The sequence below is a fragment of the Chromobacterium sp. INPA-IVC genome (genome assembly GCF_059047085.1).
Window position 1 is genome coordinate 422,199 of sequence record NZ_JBTNLS010000002.1, and the last position, 22,141, is coordinate 444,339.

The 22,141-nt window shown below is 66.0% G+C and carries 19 protein-coding genes and 1 pseudogene; 8 read left to right on the forward strand and 12 right to left on the reverse strand.

All coding sequences use genetic code 11. The features are described 5' to 3' along the window. Window positions 1–178: 178 nt before the first annotated feature. On the forward strand, window positions 179–2,044 hold the full coding sequence (gene kup / locus ACX17K_RS04865; protein WP_493773911.1) for a low affinity potassium transporter Kup: 1,866 nt from the start codon (window positions 179–181) through the stop codon (window positions 2,042–2,044). A 61-nt stretch (window positions 2,045–2,105) separates the two neighbouring features. Here the strand turns inward: kup and ACX17K_RS04870 are convergent, their stop codons facing one another. Next, on the reverse strand, window positions 2,106–2,672 hold the full coding sequence (locus tag ACX17K_RS04870) for a phosphohydrolase (RefSeq protein ID WP_493773912.1): 567 nt from the start codon (window positions 2,670–2,672) through the stop codon (window positions 2,106–2,108). A 486-nt stretch (window positions 2,673–3,158) separates the two neighbouring features. On the opposite strand from ACX17K_RS04870, the gene ACX17K_RS04875 reads away from it, so the two are divergent. Genes ACX17K_RS04875 through ACX17K_RS04890 form a run of 4 tightly spaced genes read left to right on the forward strand, consistent with a single transcriptional unit; the run spans window position 3,159 to window position 6,167 of the window. Further along, entirely contained in the window at window positions 3,159–3,650 is a 492-nt protein-coding gene (locus tag ACX17K_RS04875; protein WP_493773913.1) for a helix-turn-helix domain-containing protein, read from the forward strand. Then, the gene (locus tag ACX17K_RS04880; RefSeq protein ID WP_493773914.1) at window positions 3,647–4,390 is read left to right on the forward strand and encodes a queuosine precursor transporter; all 744 of its coding nucleotides are present in this window, start codon (window positions 3,647–3,649) and stop codon (window positions 4,388–4,390) included. Before ACX17K_RS04875 ends, ACX17K_RS04880 begins: the two co-directional genes overlap by 4 nt. Next, a complete protein-coding gene (locus tag ACX17K_RS04885; protein ID WP_493773915.1) occupies window positions 4,387–5,715 on the forward strand; it encodes a chorismate-binding protein in 1,329 nt (442 codons plus the stop codon). Before ACX17K_RS04880 ends, ACX17K_RS04885 begins: the two co-directional genes overlap by 4 nt. Then, window positions 5,712–6,167: a hypothetical protein gene (locus ACX17K_RS04890; protein ID WP_493773916.1), complete on the forward strand. Its 456-nt coding sequence runs from the start codon at window positions 5,712–5,714 to the stop codon at window positions 6,165–6,167. The genes ACX17K_RS04885 and ACX17K_RS04890 overlap by 4 nt, the downstream gene beginning before the upstream one ends. A 4-nt stretch (window positions 6,168–6,171) precedes the next feature. On the opposite strand, the gene ampD is transcribed toward ACX17K_RS04890, so the two are convergent. Together ampD and ACX17K_RS04900 are read right to left on the reverse strand one after the other, a co-directional pair. Further along, a complete protein-coding gene (ampD, locus tag ACX17K_RS04895; protein WP_493774003.1) occupies window positions 6,172–6,717 on the reverse strand; it encodes a 1,6-anhydro-N-acetylmuramyl-L-alanine amidase AmpD in 546 nt (181 codons plus the stop codon). A gap of 57 nt (window positions 6,718–6,774) precedes the next feature. Continuing rightward, window positions 6,775–7,191, reverse strand: a pseudogene (locus ACX17K_RS04900) (GNAT family N-acetyltransferase); the annotation flags it as partial. A gap of 197 nt (window positions 7,192–7,388) precedes the next feature. On the opposite strand from ACX17K_RS04900, the gene ACX17K_RS04905 reads away from it, so the two are divergent. Next, window positions 7,389–7,919 carry a hemerythrin domain-containing protein gene (locus ACX17K_RS04905; protein ID WP_493773917.1) on the forward strand — a complete coding sequence of 177 codons (531 nt, stop codon included), beginning with the start codon at window positions 7,389–7,391 and terminating at the stop codon, window positions 7,917–7,919. 81 nt (window positions 7,920–8,000) lie between these two features. Here the strand turns inward: ACX17K_RS04905 and tal are convergent, their stop codons facing one another. The 3 genes from tal to phoB all read right to left on the reverse strand — a co-directional run bounded on the left by tal (window position 8,001) and on the right by phoB (window position 11,153). Next, the gene (gene tal / locus ACX17K_RS04910; RefSeq protein ID WP_493773918.1) at window positions 8,001–9,062 is read right to left on the reverse strand and encodes a transaldolase; all 1,062 of its coding nucleotides are present in this window, start codon (window positions 9,060–9,062) and stop codon (window positions 8,001–8,003) included. A 94-nt stretch (window positions 9,063–9,156) separates the two neighbouring features. After that, the gene (gene phoR / locus ACX17K_RS04915; protein WP_021475524.1) at window positions 9,157–10,464 is read right to left on the reverse strand and encodes a phosphate regulon sensor histidine kinase PhoR; all 1,308 of its coding nucleotides are present in this window, start codon (window positions 10,462–10,464) and stop codon (window positions 9,157–9,159) included. Continuing rightward, window positions 10,464–11,153 carry a phosphate regulon transcriptional regulator PhoB gene (gene phoB / locus ACX17K_RS04920; protein ID WP_021475523.1) on the reverse strand — a complete coding sequence of 230 codons (690 nt, stop codon included), beginning with the start codon at window positions 11,151–11,153 and terminating at the stop codon, window positions 10,464–10,466. The genes phoR and phoB overlap by 1 nt, the downstream gene beginning before the upstream one ends. A 421-nt stretch (window positions 11,154–11,574) precedes the next feature. Between phoB and ACX17K_RS04925 the strand changes: the two genes are divergently transcribed. Continuing rightward, on the forward strand, window positions 11,575–12,018 hold the full coding sequence (locus tag ACX17K_RS04925; RefSeq protein ID WP_046156289.1) for an Lrp/AsnC family transcriptional regulator: 444 nt from the start codon (window positions 11,575–11,577) through the stop codon (window positions 12,016–12,018). A gap of 67 nt (window positions 12,019–12,085) precedes the next feature. Here the strand turns inward: ACX17K_RS04925 and gap are convergent, their stop codons facing one another. The 6 genes from gap to ACX17K_RS04955 form a co-directional block, all read right to left on the reverse strand. After that, complete coding sequence (gene gap / locus ACX17K_RS04930) at window positions 12,086–13,084, reverse strand: type I glyceraldehyde-3-phosphate dehydrogenase (protein ID WP_493773919.1); 999 nt, start codon at window positions 13,082–13,084, stop codon at window positions 12,086–12,088. A gap of 228 nt (window positions 13,085–13,312) precedes the next feature. Further along, window positions 13,313–15,001: an N-acetylglucosamine-specific PTS transporter subunit IIBC gene (gene nagE, locus ACX17K_RS04935; protein ID WP_493773920.1), complete on the reverse strand. Its 1,689-nt coding sequence runs from the start codon at window positions 14,999–15,001 to the stop codon at window positions 13,313–13,315. A gap of 76 nt (window positions 15,002–15,077) precedes the next feature. Continuing rightward, complete coding sequence (gene ptsP / locus ACX17K_RS04940; protein WP_493773921.1) at window positions 15,078–17,573, reverse strand: phosphoenolpyruvate--protein phosphotransferase; 2,496 nt, start codon at window positions 17,571–17,573, stop codon at window positions 15,078–15,080. An 88-nt stretch (window positions 17,574–17,661) separates the two neighbouring features. Continuing rightward, complete coding sequence (locus ACX17K_RS04945; RefSeq protein ID WP_493773922.1) at window positions 17,662–18,684, reverse strand: SIS domain-containing protein; 1,023 nt, start codon at window positions 18,682–18,684, stop codon at window positions 17,662–17,664. Then, window positions 18,665–19,786 (reverse strand): N-acetylglucosamine-6-phosphate deacetylase, encoded by a 1,122-nt coding sequence (gene nagA, locus ACX17K_RS04950; RefSeq protein ID WP_046167790.1) that lies wholly within the window; start codon window positions 19,784–19,786, stop codon window positions 18,665–18,667. Before nagA ends, ACX17K_RS04945 begins: the two co-directional genes overlap by 20 nt. Then, window positions 19,783–20,517 (reverse strand): GntR family transcriptional regulator, encoded by a 735-nt coding sequence (locus ACX17K_RS04955; RefSeq protein ID WP_021475838.1) that lies wholly within the window; start codon window positions 20,515–20,517, stop codon window positions 19,783–19,785. Before ACX17K_RS04955 ends, nagA begins: the two co-directional genes overlap by 4 nt. A 474-nt stretch (window positions 20,518–20,991) precedes the next feature. On the opposite strand from ACX17K_RS04955, the gene ACX17K_RS04960 reads away from it, so the two are divergent. Then, window positions 20,992–22,134 (forward strand): lytic polysaccharide monooxygenase, encoded by a 1,143-nt coding sequence (locus ACX17K_RS04960; RefSeq protein ID WP_493773923.1) that lies wholly within the window; start codon window positions 20,992–20,994, stop codon window positions 22,132–22,134. The last annotated feature ends 7 nt before the right edge of the window (window positions 22,135–22,141 follow it).

Sequence of the window (22,141 nt, forward strand, 5' to 3'; positions counted from 1 at the left end):
CAGCCCGCCGCGCTGTACTTGGCGGCCCCGTCGCTCTGGAGTAACCTGCGCGCAGCCGGGGTTTACGGCTTTTTTATTTTGCCCGTGTCGTCGACAATGAGAGGGCATCCAGCCATGGACAACCCGGACCCTCGCCGCCGCGCCTCACAACGGCGGCGTCCAACCGTAATGGAAGCTTATGCAGGATCACAATAAACAGGCGATGGCGGGCCTGACCCTGGCCGCGCTCGGCGTGGTGTACGGCGACATCGGCACCAGCCCGCTGTACACCTTGCGCGAGTGTTTCGTCAGCCAGAACCTCCCCACCACGCCCGACAATATCTTCGGCATTCTGTCGCTTATCTTCTGGTCGCTGATATTCGTGGTGTCGATCAAATACGTGGCTTTCGTGCTGCGCGCCGACAACCGCGGCGAAGGCGGCATCATGGCGCTGATGGCGCTGGCCCGCCATTACACCACCCACGCCGCGCGCTGGAAGATCGTGATGCTGGGCCTGTTCGGCGCCGCGCTGTTCTACGGCGACGCCATCATCACGCCGGCGGTGTCGGTGCTGTCGGCGGCCGAGGGCATGGAAGTCCTCTCGCCCGGCATGGAGGCCTACGTGCTGCCGATGGCGGTCGGCGTGCTGGTGGGCCTGTTCCTGCTGCAGCGCCACGGCACCGCCAGGGTCGGCCTGATGTTCGGCCCGGTGATGATGATCTGGTTCGCCATCCTCGGCATCCTCGGCTTGCACCAGATCATCCAGCAGCCAGCCGTGCTGCAGGCGCTGAACCCGTGGCACGCGGTCACCTTCCTCAGCCAGAACGGCTTCCACGCCTTCCTGACGCTGGGCTCGGTGGTGCTGGCGCTGACCGGGGCCGAGGCGCTGTACGCCGACATGGGCCACTTCGGCAAGACGCCAATCCGCCGCGCCTGGTTCAGCCTGGTGCTGCCCGGCCTGGGGCTGAACTACTTCGGCCAGGGCGCGCTGCTGATGAGCAACCCGGCCGCGATCAAGAACCCCTTCTTCCTGCTGGCACCGGACTGGGCGCTGCTGCCGATGATCGCGCTGGCGACGCTGGCCACGGTGATCGCGTCGCAGGCGGTGATCTCCGGCGCCTACTCGCTGACGCGCCAGGCCATCCTGCTGGGCTACTGCCCGCGCCTGGAGGTGAACCACACCTCGGAAAAGGAAATCGGCCAGATCTACATGCCCTTCATCAACTGGGCGCTGCTGGTCGCCGTGCTGGTGGTGGTGCTCACCTTCAAGACCTCGTCCAGCCTGGCCGCCGCCTACGGCATCGCCGTCACCGGCACCATGCTGATCACCACGCTGCTGTTCTTCGTGGTGGCCCGCATCAACTGGCGCTGGCCGCTGCCGCTGGCCCTGGGCATCACCCTGCTGTTCGGCGTGATCGACACCGCCTTCTTCGCCGCCAATATCCACAAGGTGGCGGACGGCGGCTGGCTGCCGCTGGTGATGGGCATGGTCATCTTCACGCTGATGAGCACCTGGAAACAGGGCCGCGACATCCTGTTCAAGCGCCTGCGCGAACAGGCGCTGCCGCTGGACGACTTCATCCACAATCTGGAAGCCTACCCGCCGGCGCGGGTGGAAGGCACCGCGGTATTCCTGACCAGCACCCTGCACGGCGTGCCGCACGCGCTGCTGCACAATCTGAAGCACAACAAGGTGCTGCATGAGCGCGTCGTGCTGATGACGGTGCGCACCGAGGACGTGCCCTATGTGGCGGAGGAGGAGCGGCTGGAGATCGTGCAGATGTCGGCGTCGTTCTGGCGGGTGATGGCCCGCTACGGCTTCAAGGAAGACCCCAACGTGCTGGAAGTGCTGGACATGTGCGCCAAAGAAGGCTTCCAGATGGAGCTGATGGACACCTCGTTCTTCCTGTCGCGCGAAACCATCGTCTCCACCGACCATCCCGGCATGGCGCGTTGGCGCGAGAAGGTATTCGTGTGGATGAGCAAGAACGCGTTGCGCGCCACCGACTTCTTCCAGGTGCCGACCAACCGCGTGGTGGAGCTCGGCGCTCAGGTAGAGCTGTAGCCCGACGTTTCGCCCAATAAAAAAGCGCGCCGATGGCGCGCTTTTTTCATCTCCCGCAGCGTCAGCGCGCCGCGGGCTGCCGCAGCCGTATCTGCGCCGACGACGACCAGGCCCGGCACTGCTCGTACATCGCGCAAAAGCTGGCCAGCCCCTGGGCGATGGTCATCGGCCAGATGCGCTCCGGCAGCGGTTGCACTCCGGTCAGGATGGGCCAGTCGATATTGTCCGGCGGCATCAGGTCGCGCCGCTCGGTCGCCAGCAGGCGGGCATCGGCCATCGCCAGTTCGGCCCGGTCGTCGCCTGACAGGTGCAGGCCGAAACGGGCTTCCACCGCCGCGGTCAGCCGGTGCTGCAAGGGCGGGCTGTCCTGAACGTCGGGCCTCACCACCTCGCCGGCATAGGCCTTGGCCGCGCCATACAGCAAGCCCGCCAGCTTCAGCCGCGGCGGCAGCAGATCCGCCATCCTGACCGCATGCTCGGCCTCGCTGTAAAACTGGCGGCAGGCGCCGCCGAAGCGGCAGACATGCGCCAGATGATGGGCGATGTCGGCGATGTCGATGTCGTCCGGCTGGGGATCCAGCACGTTCAGATAGCGTCCCGACACCGTTTGTATGAATGCGCCTCTCATCGCCCCTCCCTCCCGCGGCGGTCGATGCCGCCGCGCAACCATCCCGCCGTCACTGATTTCATCCCTGTCATCCCTGCGCCCAGCAATTATTTCGACTTGATCATTGATCAAAACAATTTCAACAGCATAAAATCTCAAATATTAAAACAACCTCGCCAGGACAGACTAAATAATCCGGGTATTTTCAAACTGAATTGGCTCCGACGCCAAGGCGGGAAAATCGATTCCACCCTGTGTAAAGCCCTGGAAAAACCTTTTAGAACTGTCCAGATTTATTTCTTTCAAAACAACAACTAATAATCCGGATATGACATAGATCATAAGAACTCAAATCTAGCACAGCCACCTGGTCTTTTTCCAGAAAAACGTTAAACGCCTTTTGGTATTTATTCTCGAATTAATATATCAAAACTTAAAATATTTGAATAAGAACCAATTAAGCCACCCGAAATGCAGGCAAAGAATCTTTTCAAACCCCACTCTGTATTGCATGAATTCAAGCTCAACGCGCTGCGCAGAATCCGGGACCGCAAACTGTCGATCAGCGAACTGGCGCGCATTACCGGCATCAAGCAGTCCACGCTGCACCGCGGCCTGTTCGAAGACCGGGAGCTGACATTCAGCAACGCCCACGCGATCGGACATGCGCTGGACATCAATCTGGGCGGCGGCGAGCCCCCCAGGATGGCGCCGGTCATCACCGGCTTCGACCAACTGAGCGCGCTGAGAGAAGGCAGGCAGCCGCTCTGGGACGAATTCATCCTGCTGGAGCCGGCGCTGGACGACACGGTGCTGGCCATAGACCAGGCGCTGTTCCGCCAGCGCGTGTTCCCCCGCCGCGCGGTAGTGCTGCTGCAAACCGACCATCCCAAGCATGGCCGCCTGGCGTATCCCGACCGCGGCGCGCTCAGCCTGGAAGACAACGGCCATGCCGCCATCGGCGCGGTCGCGGGCATTCTTTTCCGGAAAAACGCATGAAACTGCTCAAAGACTTGCCCGGCCGCATGCTGGCCTGCATCGATCCGATCGTGATCCTGTCCTTCCTGATCCTGATTTCGGCGATCGCCTCCAACCTGACCTCGTACAAGGTGGTGCAGGTGTTCGGCACCGAAGCCAGCCTGGGCACCTTCACCATGCCCATCATCCTGATGCTGCTCAACCCGATCGCCGAGGTCTACGGCAAGAAGCGCTCCAACCAGATCCTGTTCGCCACCTGCCTGGCCGAAATCCTGTTCGCCGTCTCCTTCACCGCGCTCAGCCAGTCTCAGCGCGACTGCGGCCTGCTGCCATTGGCCGATCGCGGCCATTGCGAGGCGCTGAACCAGAGCTATGTGCTGATCAGCGAACACATCGTGCGCGGCTCGATCTCGTTCGCGATTGGCTGCCTGATCGGCAGCCAGTTCAACACGCGCTTCCTGCTGTACCTGAAGAACCTGTGGTCTAGCCGTCTGTACTTCATCCGCGACATCTTCTCGTCGGTGATCGGCGAGGTGGTGTACACCGCCATCTGCTTCATGATCGCCTTCTACGGCGTCTTTCCCTTCGCCACTATCCTGAAGATCTTCGCCTTCAGCCTGATGTTCAAGTTCTCGTCCACCGTGGTCCTGTCCTGGATCTCGCAATACATCGTGCTGCTACTGTACCGCTACCAGGCCTGGAGCGAAGGCGCGTCCGGCGGCCGCAAAGTCAAATTCTCTTCCCGGTACCTGCAAGTATGAACAAGATCAGGCTGCACTCCGTCGAGGCGCCGTCCGCCGGCGCCCGCCCGCCACTGTTCGCGCTGCGCTGCAACTACGACTACAGCGGCAAATACGCGCTGCATGGCCGCGCAGTCGAACGCGCCGCGCTCAGCGCGCTGTTCTTCGCCGACCGCGTTCTGTTGGTGCCGCACAGCCGCAACGGCGTCCGCATCGCCGAGGCGCTGGCGCCGCGGCTTGGCCTGCTTCCCGACGCCGCCGCGCCCGGCGCGCTCCGGCTGCCGCTCGACCCCGCCGCGCCGTTGGCAGCCCGGCTGCAGCGGCTGCTGGACATCCCCTCCTGCTTCGACGCGGATCCGCGCTTCGGCCTGTACGGCTTTTTCTGCTATGAATTGATCCACGCCAAGCTGGGCCTGGACGCCGGCTTGCTGGGCGTGTTCCACCTGCCGGAACGGCTGAGCGAAGACAGCGCCGCCATCGACCTGTTGCTGGACCCGGCCGACGCCGGCGGCGAGGCCTGGCCGCTGGCGCTCGGCCCGCTGCTAGGCACCGACGACTTCGCCGCCGGCCGCGGCCTGCCCTACGAGCGGATGTACGCCATCGCCGGCCGGCGCATCGCCGATGGCGGCCTGCGCTCGGTCAATCCCAGCTACGCGATCCAGCGTCCCTGCGCGCGCGACGGCTACCAGATCCACCAGGACCTGCTGGCGCGCAATCCCGCGCCGTACAACCTGTATTTCGACGGCGGCGACTTCCAGCTGGCCGGCTCCTCGCCGGCGATGTTCCTGCGCCTGCGCGACGGCCGGCTCTCCACCAGCCCCATCTGCGGCACCGTCGCGCGCGGCCGCGGCGAGGCCGAAGATCAAGCGCAAGTGGAAAAGCTGCTGGCGTCGGACAAGGACAGGTTCGAGCTGGAGGAATGCGTGAAGGCCGACATGCTGGCTAAGGATGCGAGCTGCGAGGACATCCGCGTCGACGTCGAACGGGAAGTGGAGCGCTTCGCCAATGTGTTCCACACCTCGGCCAGCGTCAGCGCGCGGCTGAAGCCGGGCAAGACCCTGGCCGACGCGATCTGCGACCACCTGTGGCCGGCCACCGTCGTCGGCACGCCCATCGACGCCGCCGCGCGGCTGCTCGCGGCGCACGAAAGCCGCCGCTGGTACGCCGGCGCCTTCGGCTATCTGTGCGCCGGCGAAGCGGAGCTCGGCACCATGATCCGCACCGCGCTGCTGGCCGACGGAAAAGCCACCACCCGGGTGGGCAGCACGCTGAGCGCGCACTCCAGCCCGCAATTGGAGCGCAGCGAGCTGGAGGCCAAGGCATCGCTGATCCTGGGGGTGTTGTGAGCGCCCTCACCATCGAGGACATCGACGCCGACGCGATCACGATACGGCTGGTCAACACCGCCAAGACCTACCTCGTGCCGCTGGACCGGGTGATCCGCCTGCAATGCCTGCAGGGGCTGCCGCGGGATGAAATCCTGCTGGCCGGCGTGCTGGCCGGCAAGGTGGCGCGCAAGCGCCCCGCCCTCCTGGCGCAGTACGACTTCTCCGACGTCGCCGTCTCCGGCGACTTCCGGCCGCAACATGTGGTGTTCGAACGCAGCGTCGGCTTCCTCGCCGACGGCGAGACCCGGGTGGACCTGCCGTTCCGCGAGTTGCTGGGCAATCTGGACGCGATCTCGCGGCTGAGCGACGAGGCGGCGTTCTATCTGGGTTTCAGCTACGCGCTGTTCGCGCTGCCGGGCGAGGAACTGGCCTTCGACGACCATCCCCGCCCCTATCTGACGCTGAAATAGCGGTTCAGAAGCCGAGGCCGCTGTCGGCCTGGGCCCGGCTCCAATCAAACCAGGGGCCGGGGTCGGTCTTGCGCCCCGGCGCGATATGCTCGTGGCCGGCGATGGCGGACAGCGGCAGTCCACGCCGCAGCTCGCGCGACAGCGCCGCCAACGTGCGGTACTGCGCCTCGCTGAAAGGCTCGAAGTCGCAGCCCTCCATCTCCACGCCGATGGAGAAGTCATTGCACTTCTCGCGTCCCCGCCAGCTGGAGACGCCGGCATGCCAGGCGCGCTTGCCCACCGGCACGAACTGCAGCAGGCGGCCGTCGCGCCGGATGAAAAAGTGCGAAGACACCCGCAACTGATGCACGCCCTGGTAATAGGGGTGCTCATCCGGGTCCAGCCGGTTGGAGAACAACTGCTCGACGCCCGCGCCGCCGTAGCGGTAAGGCGGCAGGCTGATATTGTGGATCACCAGCAGCTCCGGCGCGCAGCCTGGGCTGCGTTCGTCGCAGTTCGGCGACGGCAGCTGCTGGGCGCCCTGCATCCAGCCGTCCGCGCCCAGCGCCAGCGCCGGCGCCGCGGACGGCCGGTAAACCAGCCGCCACAGCGCCAGCCCGTCGGTGGTGTTCCAGCGCTGTTCCAGCACGAAACCGGCCTTGTGGTACAGCGCGATGGCCGCCTGGTTGACTTCGGCGGTATCCACGCTGACGCGGTCCTCGCCCTGCAGCGCGCGGTTCAGCAACCGATAGCCCCAACCCTGCTGCAAATGCGCCGGGTCCACCACCGTGCGTTCGATATGCATGCCGCCATCGGAACCGCGGGACGTCACCAGCAGGCCGCGCAGCTCATCCCCTTCGAAAGCCGCCAGAATGCGGTCCCGGCAAGAATGCAACGCCGCCAGGTCCGGCCACATCACAGGCAGGGCCGGATAATTCAGCCACTCCACCTCCAGCCGGTGCGCGTCCAGCTGCAGCCGCAGTGCCCGCCGCGCCAGCGCCGCGTCGCCGCGGGCCAATTCCGTCACTTCGAACGGCAACTCCATTTCATCTCTCCGTCATCTTCAAGATCGGATCATCTCGTACAATTCCGGCTTGTGTTCCATCGCGCAAAGCGGTATCAAGAACTTGCGTCGCGCGTCGCGCGGACGGAAAAGCGTCGCTCACCGCTTGAGGCGCATCATGTCCACGGCCCTGGCATGGCTGCACAATCATGCCAGAACCCACGCAGGAGACCATCTTCATGCTCACACTCGACACCTTGGGCAAAGCCGCCGCCGCGCCCAGCTTCGAACAACCGCTGGAAATGCTGCAGGCCTGTCACGACAAGATCCGCCGTTTCTGCGATCAATTGGACAAGCTGCCGCCCTATATCGAGGAGCACGGCGTCGACGACGCCGCGCGCAACACCATAGACGACGTGGTCCGCTATTTCGACATCGCCGGCCCCGCCCATCATACCGACGAAGAGGAAGAGCTGTTTCCTCTGCTCGAAGAACGCCTCCCCACCGCCGCCTCGCGGCTGGAGCAGCTGTCCGCCGAGCACGGCTACCTGCATTCCTGCTGGAACGCCATCCGCGACGACCTGGTCGCGCTGCGCGACGGACGCATCCGCCAGATCAGCAGGAACGAGCTGCAGGAATTCGCCCGCCAATACCGCGAGCACGCGGCCGCCGAGGAGGAATGGCTGTTCCCCGCCGCCGCCAGCGCGCTCAGCGCCGAAGAGCTGCGCCAGGCCGGCGCCAATATGGCCAGGCGCCGCCAGGGAGGCTGAGTCCGCCTCTGCAAGCGAAACGGGCTGCCCGCTTCCGCCGGCAGCCCGTCGCTGTCTTCACCTTTTGACTCGGCGGTCCGCTCAGGCGGTCAGCTTCAGCAACTGGGCGAAAGCGTCCTCGAACAGCTTCAAACCGTCCTGCTGCAGCTTCTCGCCGACCGCGGCCAGGTCGGTGCCGGCGGCTTCCACCGCGGCCAGCAGCGCCTTGGCCTCGTCCATGCCCTGCGGCAGCGTCAGCGCGGCGTCGCCATGGTCGCGGAAGGCGGCCATGGTCGCGTCCGGCACGGTGTTGACGGTTTCGTCGCCGATCAGGCTCTCCACGTACAACACGTCGCGGTAAGCCGGGTTCTTGGTGCCGGTGGACGCCCACAGCAGGAATTGCGGGCGGGCGCCGGCGGCGCGCAGCTTGGCGAACTCTTCGCCGTGGAAGCGCTCCTGGTAGCGGGCGTAGGCGGCCTTGGACAGCGCGATCGCCACCTTGCCCTGATGCGGCTCGGCCACTTGCGGATCCAGCAGGCTGTCGACGCGCGACAGGAAGAAGCTGGCCACCGCCTTGACGCCGGCCACCGGCTGGCCGTCGGCCAGGCGAGCGGACAGGCCGGCGATGTAGGCGTCCCAGACCGCTTCCACCTGCGGCAGCGAGAACAGCAGCGTGATGTTGACGTTGACGCCTTCGCGGGTCAGCGTCTGGAACGCGCGGACGCCCTCGGCGGTCGCCGGGATCTTGATCATCGCGTTGGCGCGGCCGATCTCGGCCCACAGGCGGCGCGCGGCGGCCAGGGTGCCGGCCTCGTCGCGCGACAGCTCGGGCGACACTTCCAGGCTGACGTAGCCGTCGTTGCCCTGGCTGGCTTCGTACTGCGGCAGCAGCAGGTCGCAGGCGGCCTGGATGTCGGCCACCACCAGCTTTTCGTAGCGCGCCTCGGCGGACAGGGAGGCGTTCTGCTTCAGAACGGCCAGCTCGCCCTGATAGCTGGCGTCGCCGCTGATCGCCTTGTAGAAGATGGCCGGATTGGAAGTCACGCCGGCGATGCCGTCGTCGGCCAGCAGGCGGGCCAGTTCGCCGGAGGCGATCAGTTCACGGGACAGGTTGTCCAGCCAGATGCGCTGGCCGAAGGGACGGATGGCTTGCAAACGATTCATGGTGAGGCGTCCGGGTATTGCTTGAGGTAAAGAATCCATCCTACCCCGGCAACGCCGCCGCGCCAAGAGGAGAGGCGCGGCGATTTGCGCTGGCTCAGGCAGCCTGGCTGTCGTTGCGGCGCTCGCGCGGGAATACCGCGCTGAACGTGCTGCCCTTGTCCGGCTCGCTCTTGATTTCCAGCCGAGCGTGGTGGCGCGCCAGCACATGCTTGACGATGGCGAGGCCAAGCCCGGTGCCGCCGCTGCCGCGCGAGCGGCCGCGGTCGACGCGGTAGAAGCGCTCGGTCAGCCGCGGAATGTGCTCGCGCGGGATGCCGATGCCGGTGTCGGCGACGGAGAAGCGCAGCTGCTCGCCCTCGTCCTGCCAGGACAGGGTGATGCTGCCGCCTTCCGGCGTGTAGCGCACCGCGTTGGACACCAGATTGCCGAACGCCGAATGCAGCTCCTGCCCGCTGCCCCACAGGCCGGCGTCGCAACAGCGCGCCAGCTTCACCTGATGCCGCCCCTGGGACAATCCTTCGGCCTCCACCATCAACGTGTCCAGCATCATCTGCATGTCCACGTGCTCGGAGCTGACCGCCTTGGGACTGTTCTCCAGCCGCGACAGCGCCAGCAGGTCTTCCACCAGGCTCTGCATCCGCCGCGACTGCTCCATCATCATCGGCAGGAACTGGCGCAGCGTGCGCTCGTCCACTTCCGGCATGTCGTTCAGCGTTTCCAGGAAGCCGCCTACTACGGTCAGCGGCGTGCGCAGCTCATGCGAGACGTTGGCGACGAAATCGCGGTGCACGGTCTGCACCCGCTCCAGCTGGGTGATGTCGCGGGTCAGCAGCAGCTTGCGGGTGGAGTCGAACGGCACCAGCTGCAGCGAGATCACCAGTTCGCGCGGCTGGCTGAAGCTCAGCGTCAGCGGCTGGCTGAAGCTGGCGTTCTTCATATAGGTGTGGAAGGCCGGCTGGCGGATCAGGTTGAGGATCTGGTTGCCGACGTCGCGCTTGCGGTCCAGGCCCAGATGCTCCACCGCCATCGGGTTCACCCATTCGATGCGGTCGTGCTCGTCCAGCACCACCACGCCGTCCGGCATCGCCTCGCCGGCGTTGATGAAGCGCTCCAGCGCGTGGGTCAGCTTCTTCTTGCTCTGGCTCTGGTTGCGCATGGTGCGATAGAGGATCATGAACACCGAGTGCCAGACGCCGAAACCGTCCGGCACCCGCTCGGGCACCGGATGGCGCAGCCAGCGCAGCAGCAGCGCGATGTGGTAGAGGTTGAAGGCCAGCCAGCCGCCCAGCGAAATGGCCAGCACCAGCAGCGCGTCGGTCGCCGACGACAGCGCCCAGAAACCGGCGCTAACGATCAGGATGGCCGCCAGCCACAGCGCGGTGCGTTGCAGGAGTTCTCGCATTACTGCTGGACGGAGAAGCGGTAGCCGGTGCCGCGCACGGTCTGGATCAGGCTGTCGTGCTCGGTGCCTTCCAGCGCGCTGCGCAGGCGGCGGATGTGCACGTCCACGGTGCGCTCCTCGACGAAGACGTGGTCGCCCCACACCTGGTCCAGCAACTGGGCTCGGGAGTGGACGCGCTCCGGGTGGGTCATGAAGAAGTGCAGCAGGCGGAATTCAGTGGGGCCGAGCTCGATCACGCTGCCGTTGCCGGTGACGCGGTGGGTCACCGGGTCCAGCCGCAAGCCCTGCACGTCGACCGCGTCGTCGGTCATCTGCGGCGCGCGGCGGCGCAGCACGGCCTTGATGCGGGCCAGGAGCTCGCGCGGCGAGAACGGCTTGGTGATGTAATCGTCGGCGCCGGTTTCCAGCCCCGCGACCTTGTCCTGCTCGTCGGAGCGGGCGGTCAGCATGATGATGGGGATGTGGCGGGTGCGCTCGTCGGCGCGCAGGCGCTTGGCGACGTCGATGCCGCTGGCGCCCGGCAGCATCCAGTCCAGCAGCACCAGGTCGGGCAAGGCGTTCCTCACCAGCGTCAACGCCGCCTCGGCGGTGCCCGCGCGCAGCACATGATGGCCGGCCTGGGCCAGGTTGAAGGCGATCAGCTCCTGAATCGCCGGTTCGTCTTCGACAAGCAGAATGTTGGCGGCCATGTGGCTATCCTCGGGTTTGATTTTGCGGCAAGCATACAAACGCCAGATGACACTAATATGACATGTCTTGGAAAGTTCCCGCGCCGCGATCTTCCCGTAAACCGCCCTCTCGCGCCAGACCCCAAAAAAAAACGGGCCTGCCTATCAGGCAGACCCGGAATGGTCGTCGTCAAAAACATTGATCTGACAAGAGACCAGGGACAAAGAGATCACCAGGACAGTCTCAAATGAGGGGGTCGAGCGACTCGCTCATCCGCAACCAATCTTGGAGCGGAGCAAACGGCGGGACGTGCCGCTTGTTCCAGATACGGGCTGCATTTTACGTAGCAATACCGCTGCACAGGCCACTCGACAATAGGATTTTTCTCTATTTGGCATTATTATCTATCTTTATTTCGTCATATTTCCTTTGATTCGAAACATGGATAGATTCGATCGCAAAATCCTCGCTGCGCTGCACGAAAATGCCAGGATCAGCTTCGCCGAACTGGCGCGGCGGGTGAACCTGTCGGCGCCGGCGGTGGCCGACCGGGTGGCCAAGCTGGAGCAGTCCGGCGTGGTCACCGGCTACCATGCCCGCATCGATCCCAACCGGATCGGCCTGCCCATCGCCTGCCTGATCGAATTGACAGTCAAGCACTTGGAGTACTATCTGGTGATCGAGCAGATCCGCAATACGCCGGAAGTGATCGAATGCGCGTCCATCACCGGCACCAGCGGCCTGATGATACGGGTGGCGGTGGACACCATGCCGGCGCTGCAGGCGCTGATCGCGCGGCTGATGCAGTTCGGCGACACCAAGACCTCGATCATCATCGACATGCCGGTGCCGCCGCGGATGCCGATGCTGAGCGAAGACGAATGAAAAAACGGCCGGGGCCCCTAGGGCGCCGGCCGGAACAGAGAACAACTCTCCCTTACAGCGTCGCGGCTCAACCTGCCACGTGCTTGACGAAGCGCAGCATGTTGCAGGTGTAGCCGTACTCGTTGTCGTACCAGGCCACCACCTTGATGAAGGTCTTGTCCAGCGCGATGCCGGCGTCGGCGTCGAAGGTGGACGGCGCGGTGTTGCCGACGAAGTCGGTCGACACCACTTTTTCATCGGTGTAGCCCAGCACGCCCTTCAGTTCGCCTTCGGCGGCGGCCTTCATCGCCTTGCAGATGTCGGCATAGTCGGCTTCCTTCTCCAGCTCCACGGTCAGGTCGACCACGGACACGTCGGAAGTCGGCACGCGGAAGGCCATGCCGGTCAGCTTCTTGTTCAGCTCCGGAATCACCTTGCCCACGGCCTTGGCGGCGCCGGTGGACGACGGAATGATGTTTTCCAGGATGCCGCGGCCGCCGCGCCAGTCTTTGGAGGACGGGCCATCCACGGTCTTCTGGGTGGCCGTGGCGGCGTGCACGGTGCTCATCAGGCCGCGCTTGATGCCCCAGTTGTCATGCAGAACTTTGGCCACCGGGGCCAGACAGTTGGTGGTGCAGGAAGCGGCGGAGACGATGGTTTCGCCGGCATATTTGTCATGGTTGACGCCGTAGACGAACATCGGGGTGTCATCCTTGGACGGCGCGGACTGCACCACTTTCTTGGCGCCGGCGTCGATGTGCTTCTGGCAGCCGTCCTTGGTCAGGAAGAAGCCGGTGCAGTCGATGACGATCTCGGCGCTCACCTCGTTCCACTTCAGATCGGCCGGATCTTTCTCCGCGGTCAGGCGGATGGTTTTGCCGTTGACCACCAGGCTGCCGCTCTCGACCTTCACGTCGCCCTGGAAGCGGCCGTGCACCGAGTCGTACTTCAACATGTAGGCCAGGTATTCCGGGTCGAGCAGATCGTTGATGCCGACCACTTCCAGCTCGGGAAAATCCTTGGCGATGGCGCGGAACACCATGCGACCGATACGACCGAAACCGTTGATACCGACTTTGATAGCCATGATGAAGTCTCCTTGTCAGCTTGTGGCAGCTCAATGAACGATTCGATGGAGTGAACATCGCCACCGAAAAATGCGAATTCCGCGGACGGGGCCTGTCGCCGCCGAGCGGGGACAGCGCGCCCCGCCAAACAAAAACAGCGCAGGCCGTTTCCGGTCCCGCGCTGTCACTTTCCTCTGATTTTCGCTTGTAATCAACACGCTACATCAAGTGTTTGCGATTTTAGCGCCTCATCCTTGCAAAACCGCGGCGTACGGCGCGGCGTCGGCCTGCAGCACCACGTGCAGCAGGCTGGCGGACACCGCGGTGACGCCGCTGGCGCCCAGCTGCAGCAGCGCGGCCTGGTCCACCAGCGCGGCGTCGGCCACTTCCACCCGCAGCCGGCTGCCGGCCACCGCTTCGATCTTGCGCACATTGCCGGCGCCGCCCAGCGCCGCCAGCCAGCGCGCCTTGTCGATGCTGGCGCCGCCCGCCGCGGCTGCGGAAGCCAGCGACTCGGCCACCGCCGGCGCGGCGACTTGCGGTTCCGCGGCGGCGCTGCCCAGCGCGCCGCGGATTTCGTCGGCGATCAGGTCGGCCTCCGGCCCCAGCACCACTTGCACGCTGCCGGCGGCCGGCTTGATCAGGCCGCGCGAGCCCAGCGCCTTCAGCGCCACCTCGTTGACCTTGTCGTTGCTGGCCACCTGCAGGCGCAGACGAGTGGTGCAGGCGTCCACCGACTTCAGGTTGGCGGCGCCGCCCAGCGCGTCGATGAAGGCGCGCGCGCGGCCGGTGCCGGCGCTCACAGCGGCCACCGCCACCAGCACGTCCTCGCGGCCCGGGGTCTTCAGGTCGAACTTCTTGATGAAGAACACGAACAGAACATAGTAGATGGCGAAGTAAGCGGCGCCGATCGGCAACAGCAGCAGCGGCTTTGTGGCGATGCCGAAGTTGATCACGTAGTCGAACAGACCCGCGGAGAAGGTGAAGCCGAGCTTGACGCCGAACCAGTGCATCACCGCCAGCGCCAGGCCGGTCAGCAAAGCGTGGATCGCATACAGCATCGGCGCCAGGAACATGAAGGCGAATTCCACCGGCTCGGTGACGCCGGTCAGCATCGCCGTCAGCGCCATCGAGAACAGCAAGCCGCCGACAGCCGCGCGGTTTTCCGGTTTGGCGGTGCGATACATCGCCAGGCAGGCGGCCGGCAGGCCGAACATCATCACTGGGAACATGCCGGCCATGAAGATGCCCGCGCTCTTGTCGCCGGCGAAGAAGCGGGTCATGTCGCCATGCACCAGCTTGCCTGCCGCCGTGGTGAAGTCGCCCACCTGGAACCAGACCATGGTATTGATGATGTGATGCAGACCGGTGACGATCAGGATGCGGTTGAGCACGCCGTAGAAGAACACGCCGATCTCGCCGGCGCCGATCAGCCATCTGCCGACGCTGTCGATGCCGTGCTGGATCGGCGGCCAGATGTAGCCCAGCACCGCGCCCAATATCAACATGGTGAAGCCGGTGACGATGGGGACGAAGCGCTTGCCGCCGAAGAAGGCCAGGTAGCTGGGCAGCTTGATATCCTTGTAGCGGTTGTACAAATAGCCGCCGATCAGGCCGGACAGGATGCCCGACAGCACGCCCATATTGATCTTGTCGTCGATCACCTTCAGCACCGCGGTCAGTACCAGGAAGCCGATGGCGCCGGCCAGGCCGGCGGTGCCGTTGTTGTCCTTGGCGAAGCCGACCGCCACACCGATGGCGAAGATCAGCGCCAGGTTGCCGAAGATGGCGTCGCCCGCCTGGGCCATGATCTTGATGTCCAACAGGTCGGGCTGGCCCAAGCGCAGCAACAGCCCGGCCACCGGCAGCACGGCGATCGGCAGCATCAGGGCGCGCCCCAGCTGCTGGATGCCGGCAAACTTGTTAAGAGTACTCACAACATATCTCCCAGGTTAATTCTGGTGCCGTCTTGTCCGATGGCGGCTCCCCAGCACTTCGCACCGACGCCCGCCGTCACACGCCGGGCCACAGTTCCGTCACCCTGCCGCGCACCGCCTGCGGCGACCCAAGCGCCAACAGCCTCAGCGCCTCTTCCTCGCAATGCCGGCGCGACAGCCCGCGCACCAGGCTCTTCACTTCCGGCACCAGCCGCGGGCTGACCGACAGCTCGGCGACGCCCAGGCCGATCAGTACCGGCACCGCCTGCGGGTCCGACGCCATCGCGCCGCATACGCCCACCCATTTGCCGTGCTTCTTCGCGCCTTCCACCGTGATGGCGATCAGGCGCAGCAGGCCCGGGTGCATCGAGTCAATGCGCGAGGCCAGCGTGGCGTTGCAGCGGTCCATCGCCAGCGTGTACTGGGTCAGATCGTTGCTGCCTATCGACAGGAAATCGGCGTGCTTGGCCAATTGGTCGGCCAGCAGCGCCGCCGACGGCACTTCCACCATCACGCCCAGCTGCGGCCGTTCGGCCAGATTCATTTCTCCGGCCAGTTGCTCGATGCGCTCGCGCAGCCGGATCAGCTCGCCCACATCGGCGATCATCGGCACCAGAATGCGCAGCCGCGACAGCGGCTTCACCGCCAGCAAGGCGCGCAGCTGGGTGTCCAGCATGTCCGGATAGGCGAAGCCGGTGCGGATGCCCCTGAGGCCCAGCGCCGGATTCGGCTCCGGCGGCAGCTGCAGGTAAGGCACCTCTTTGTCGCCGCCCACGTCCAGCGTGCGGATGATGGCGTTGCGGCCGTCCAGCGCGTCCAGCACCGCCTGGTAGGCTTCGGTCTGCTCGGCCTCGGTCGGCGCGTCGCGGCGGTCGATGAACAGGAATTCGGTGCGCAGCAGGCCCACCGCGTCGGCGCCATGGGCGACGCCTTCGCGCGCGTCGTCGGCGTTGGCGATGTTGACCGCCACTTCGATCGCCACGCCGTCCACGGTGATGGCCGGCGCGTTGGCGGATGCCTGCATCGCGCGGCGCTTCGCCTCTAATTTGTCGATCTCGGCGCGAGCGGCGGCCAGATCGGCGGCGCTCGGCTGCGGATTGGCGAGGCCGGCGCGCGCGTCCAGCACCAGGGTCTGGCCCTGCTCCAGCGCCAGCGCCGACGGCCCGCAGGCCACCAGCGCCGGAATGCCCAGCGCCCGCGCCAGGATGGCGACATGGCCGCTGGCCCCGCCGGCGGCGGTGATGATGCCGGCAACCTTGCCGCGCGGCAGGCGGGTCAGCTCGGACGGCGCCAGGTCCTCGGCCGCCAGGATGGAGGCGTCGAACAGCTCCGGCCCCTGCTCCGGCTCGCCGTACAGCGCCACCAGCACTTGGCGCTCGATGTCTTTCAGATCGGCCACCCGCTCGGCCAGCAGTTGATTGCCCAGTCCGGCCAGGATCGCGCACTGGGCGCGCACCGCGCGGCGGAAACCAAGGCCGGCGCTGCCGCCGGCGTCGATGTCGGCCTCGGCGGCGGACAGCAGCTCGGGATCGTCGAGCAAGGCCAGATGGGCGGCGAAGATGTCGCTCTCGGCGGTGGCGCCGCGGCGCAAAGCCGCGTCGATGCCGGACGAGATCGCGCCGCGCACCCGGGCCAGCGCCACCGTCAACGCGGCCCGCTCTTCCGCGATGCCCGCGCCCTGTTCCGGCAGCGGCATCTCGAAAGCGTCCAGTCTGACCACGCGGCCGATCGCCAGGCCCGGCGCGGCGGCCACGCCGGCGAGATAGCCGGCGACCGGTTCGCGGGCTTCAACCGGCGCCGCGGCGGCATGGCCGGCTTCGCTGCGGGTTTGCAATGCCTCGATCACGGCGGCCAGCGCCGCGTCGGCGTCATGGCCGCTGGCGATGACCGCGACGCGGTCGTTCTCAGCCACGCCCAGGCCCATCAGCGCCACCACGCTGCGAGCGTTGGCCCGCTTGCCGGACAATTCGATGGACACCTCGGCGGCGTGCCGCTTGGCCGCCTGCTGCACCAAGGCCGACGGCCGCGCGTGCAGGCCGCCCTCATGGCGCACCTCAGCCTCGCCGCGGCGTTCCGGGCCGCCGGCGGACTCGCGGGGGGAGACAGCCTCGCGAGCCGCCAGGGTCAGGAAGTGCGAACGGCCGGCTTCAAGCAGGCCTTCGGCACGGCGGGGGAAATGGAATTGATCGGAATTGGCGATGACCACCATGGTCTGCAGCGACGGCGCCTGGCGCGCCACCGCGTCCAGGTCCACCTCGATCAGCGGCTGGCCGGCTTGCACGCGGTCGCCGACGGCGACCAACGGACGGAAGCCGCGGCCTTCCAGCTTGACGGTATCGATGCCGATATGGATCAGCACCTCGGCGCCGTTGTCGGCGGCGATGGTCAGCGCGTGGCCGGTGCGGGCCAGCTGGGCCACCGCGCCGCTACAGGGCGCCAGCAGCGTCGGCGACAGCGGGTCGATGGCCAGGCCATCTCCCATCATCCGCCCGGCGAATACCGGATCGGGCACGCGGTCGAGGGCGATCGCCGGCCCGGAGAACGGAGCCAGCAGTTCGAGCGTTGTGGTCATCGAGCGTCCTTATTCTGTCGATTTGTTGTCGGCGGGCCGCGTCGCCGCGGCCGCCACGGCGGTCTGCGCCGCCTGTCTGTTCATCCGGTCAACGGGTGCGGGTCACCTTGGACAGGTGGCGCGGCAGATCCGGATTCAGGCCGCGCGCCTCGGACAGGCGGGCCGCCATCAGGTAGAAGCTCTGGATCGCCAGCAGCGGGTCCAGCGCCTCATCGTCGGCCACCGCCAGCGTCAGATCGCGGCTGGCCACATTGTCCGGCGCGGCCAGCAGCACGCGCGCGCCGCGGCCGCGCATCTCTTCCGCCAGCTCGATCAAGCCCTGCTGTTCCGGACCGCGCGGCGCGAACACCAGCAGCGGGTAGCCGTCGTCGATCAGCGCCATCGGGCCGTGCTTGATCTCGGCGCCGGAGAAGGCTTCGGCCTGGATCGCGCAGGTTTCCTTGAACTTCAGCGCCGCTTCCAGCGCCACCGCGAAGCCCAGGCCGCGGCCGACCACCATGATGCGCTCGGCCGGCTTCAGCACCTCGATCGCGGCGGACCAGTCCAGCCCGGCGGCGTCCTGCAGCCGTTGCGGCAGGTTGGCCAGCGCGGCAAGCAGCGCCTCGTCGGCCTGCCAGTGGGCGACCAGACGGGCGACGGCGGACAGCGCGGTGATGTAGCTCTTGGTGGCGGCGACGCTCTTTTCCTCGCCGGCGCAGAGCGGCACCGCCCAGTCGCAGGACTCGGCCAGCGGCGACTGCTGCTTGTTGACCAGCGCCACGGTGTGGGCGCCGGCGGCGGACAAGGACTTCATGGTGTCCACCAGGTCCGGGCTCTGGCCGGATTGCGACAGCGCGACGGCCAGTTGGCCGTCCACCGCCAGCGGCGACTGGTGCAGAGTGACCAGCGACATCGGCAGCGACACCACCGGAATGCCCAGACGCTGCATCACCAGGTAGGCGAAGTAGCTGGCGGCGTGGTCGGAACTGCCTCGGGCGACGGTCAGCGCCAGCCGCGGGCTGATGCGGCCCAGCTCGCGCCCCAGCGCGGCCAGCCCTTCATCGGCGTACATATGTTGCGCCGCCACCGCTTCGGCGGAATACAGCGCTTCCTCAAGCATCAACGAGGCCAATCTCTTCTCCCTCAACGTAGACTTGCTGCAGATTCAGTTCGGCGTCCATCACCGCGATGTCGGCCCAGGCGCCGGCTGCCAGCCGGCCGCGGTCGGCCAGGCCCAGGTAATCGGCCGGATACAGCGACAGGCGGTTGGAGGCGTCGGCCAGCGGCAGGCCGATCTTCACCAGATTGCGCAGCGCCTGGTCCATGGTCAGCGTGCTGCCGGCCAGCGTGCCGTCGGCCAGCCTGACGCCGCCCATGCACTTGGTGACCGAATGGGAGCCCAGCTTGTACTCGCCGTCCGGCATGCCGGCGGCAGCGGTGGAGTCGGTGACGCAGTAGAGGCGCGGAATGGCGCGCAGCGCGGTGCGGATGGCGCCGGGATGGACGTGGAGCAGATCGGGGATCAGCTCGGCGTACTCGGCATGCGCCAGCGCCGCGCCGACCACGCCCGGCTGGCGGTGATGCAAGCCAGTCATGGCGTTGAAAAGATGGGTGAAGCCGGACGCGCCCTGCTCCAGCGCGGCCACCGCCTCCTCGTAACTGCCGAGGGTATGGCCCATCTGCATCCGGACGCCCTGTTCGCTCAGCTCGCGGATGATGTCGAGGTGGCCCGGAATTTCCGGCGCCAGGGTGATCAGCGAGATCGGCGCCAGCGCGCGGTAGCCGTTGATCTGCGCCATCGCCGCCCGGCAGGCGTCGTCAGGCTGGGCGCCCAGCTTGCCGGGGTTGATGTACGGACCTTCCAGGTGCACGCCGAGCACGCGGCTGCCCGCCGGCGCCCGCTCCTTGCTGCAGCGACCGATGTCCGCCAGCACGCGGGAGATTTCCTCCGGCGGCGCGGTCATGGTGGTGGCGAGCAAGGAGGTGGTGCCGAAGCGCGCGTGCAATCGGGCGACATGGGAGACGGCGTCGCCGCCCTCCATGATGTCCACGCCGCCGCCGCCGTGCACGTGCAGATCGATGAAACCCGGCAGGATGTAGCGTTCGGGCTGGCGGCCCGACGCCAGGCGGGCGTCTATCGCTGCGATGCGGCCGTCGGCCGCCAGGCGCACGGCGCCGTCCATCCAGCCGGAGGCGGTCAGGATGCGGCCCTGCAAGGTCTGCGTTTCAGTCATCGTTTCAGTTCAGCTACGAAATCGTAATAATCGTTGCGGCAATAAGTGTCGGTCAGCTCGATCGCCACGTTGTCGGCATTGAAGCCGATCCGGGTGATCAGCAGCATCGCCTCGCCGGGGCGGATGCCCGCAAGCTGGGCCACGTCGCCCGAGGCGTTCACCGCCCGGATATGCTGCAGAGCCCGCACCACCGAATGGCCGGCCGCGTCCAGATGGGCGTACAGCGAAGTGCCCACTGCCTGCGGATCGGGCAGGTAAGCGACCGGCATCGTGCTCATTTCAATCGCCATCACCACGCCGTCGGCGAGGCGCTGGCGCTTGAGCCGCGCCACCATCGAGGTCGGCGACAGCCCCAGTTTGATCACTTCCTCGTTGCTGGGCGGAAACACCCCGCGCTCCAGCCACACCGATGACGGCACGAAGCCGCGCAGCCTCAGCTGCTCGGTGAAGCCGGTCAAACGCGACAGCGGCTGCTCCAGCCTGGGCGTGATGAAGGTGCCCGAGCCCTGGCGCCGGCGGATCATGCCCTGCTCCAGCAGCACGTCCATCGCCTTGCGCGCGGTCACCCGCGAAATGCCCAGCTCCTCCGAAAACGTCCGCTCCGACGGCAGCGCCTCGTCCGCTTGCCACCAACCGGCGTTGATCGCGTCGGCCAGCTTGCGCGACAGCTGCAGATACAGCGGCGTGCTCAGGTTTTCATCCGGTTTCAATGCTTGCCAGCGGTTTTCCATGGTCGTCCGAAGTGGTCTGAAAACCGCAGTGTAAGCCCAGTCAAGCCCCGCCGGTATCCCAACGCGGGACAGCCGGCCGCGTAACCGTTCCGTTACAGCTCGCACGGTAATACCACATTAATACCACGTCAATACCAATTATCAAGCCAAGCCCGCTTCGCGCATCGCGCATGGCAACAAAACGACAAAACCGGGCGATCAGGAGAAATCAGACAGAGCCGCGGCAACAAGGAAGCGTGTGATGGTTGGCGCAGGACGCGCCGTCCGACGACCAATCGGGCAGGTCAAATGACAGACGATCTTTGCAAGAATCAGTAATTGCGCTCTCCGCGCATGAGGATTGGCACTAATACCAATTAATAAACTTACATTTAATATGATGATCGTATTTTAAATCATTTAGCCGATTCAAGGACTTGAATGTCCTGGCTGATGACGATGCGCTTACATACCACTACCAGACAAGGAGTCCGCATGAAACTGCATTGGCATCTTTCCGCCGCCCTAGCCCTGAGCTGCCTGAGCGCCCCGCTATGGGCCCACGGCACGATGGAGATCCCGGTCAACCGCGTCTACAGCTGCTTCCTGGAAGGTCCTGAGGCGCCGAAGACCGCTGCCTGCCAGGCCGCCAAGCAGGCAGGCGGCACCCAGGGCATGTACGACTGGAACGGCATCAACCAGAACCCGCAGGGCGACAACCACCAGGCAGTGGTGCCGGACGGCACGCTGTGCGGCGGCGGCAAAGCCGAATTCAAGGGCTTCAACCTGGCACGCCGCGACTGGCGCGCCACCAGCATCGTGCCGGACGCCAGCGGCAACTTCGAATTCATCTACAAGGCCACCGCGCCGCACGCCACCAAGTACTTCAAGTTCTACGTCACCAGGAATGGCTGGAACCCCGACCGCCCGCTGAAATGGTCGGATCTTGAGCCGTTCGGCACCATCAACGGCACCCCGCAGCAAGACGCCAACAAGCGCTACCACATGACGCTGAAGCTGCCGCAAGGCAAGACCGGCCAGCACATCATCTTCAACGTCTGGAAACGCTCCGACAGCGAAGAGGCGTTCTATTCCTGCTCCGACGTCAACTTCGGCGGCGACACCGCGCCGCCGGCAGCCAATCCGTGGAAGGAAATCGGCAACGTCGCCGCGCGCGAGAATCTGCCGGCCGGCAGCAGCGCCACGCTGCGCGTGTTCGACAGCCAGGGCCGCGACGCCGAAAAACACACGGTGGCGCTGAACGCCGTCAGCGGCCAGATCGCGAATTGGCCGTACGAGTTGGCGCAGAAGGTGAATGCCGCCTCGCCATTCATCCGCATCGGCGTGATGAAGTCGCAGCAGCGCGCCGTTTCCATCGTCCCGGTGAAGGACGCCACCGCCAATCGCGTCTATCTGAACGACAGCTACAAGGGCTACGGCTTCGCGATCGACCTGAAGAAGGGCGATGCCGGCGGCCAGCCGCCGGCGGCCAACGCCTGGAAGGAAGGCGATAAATACGCGCAAAGCCAGGTAGTCAGCTACCAGGGCCGCCAATACCGCTGCCTGCAACCGCACACCGCCTGGGCCGGCGCCGGCTGGACGCCGTCCACCCAGCCCACGCTGTGGCAGCCGATCTGAGCCCAGC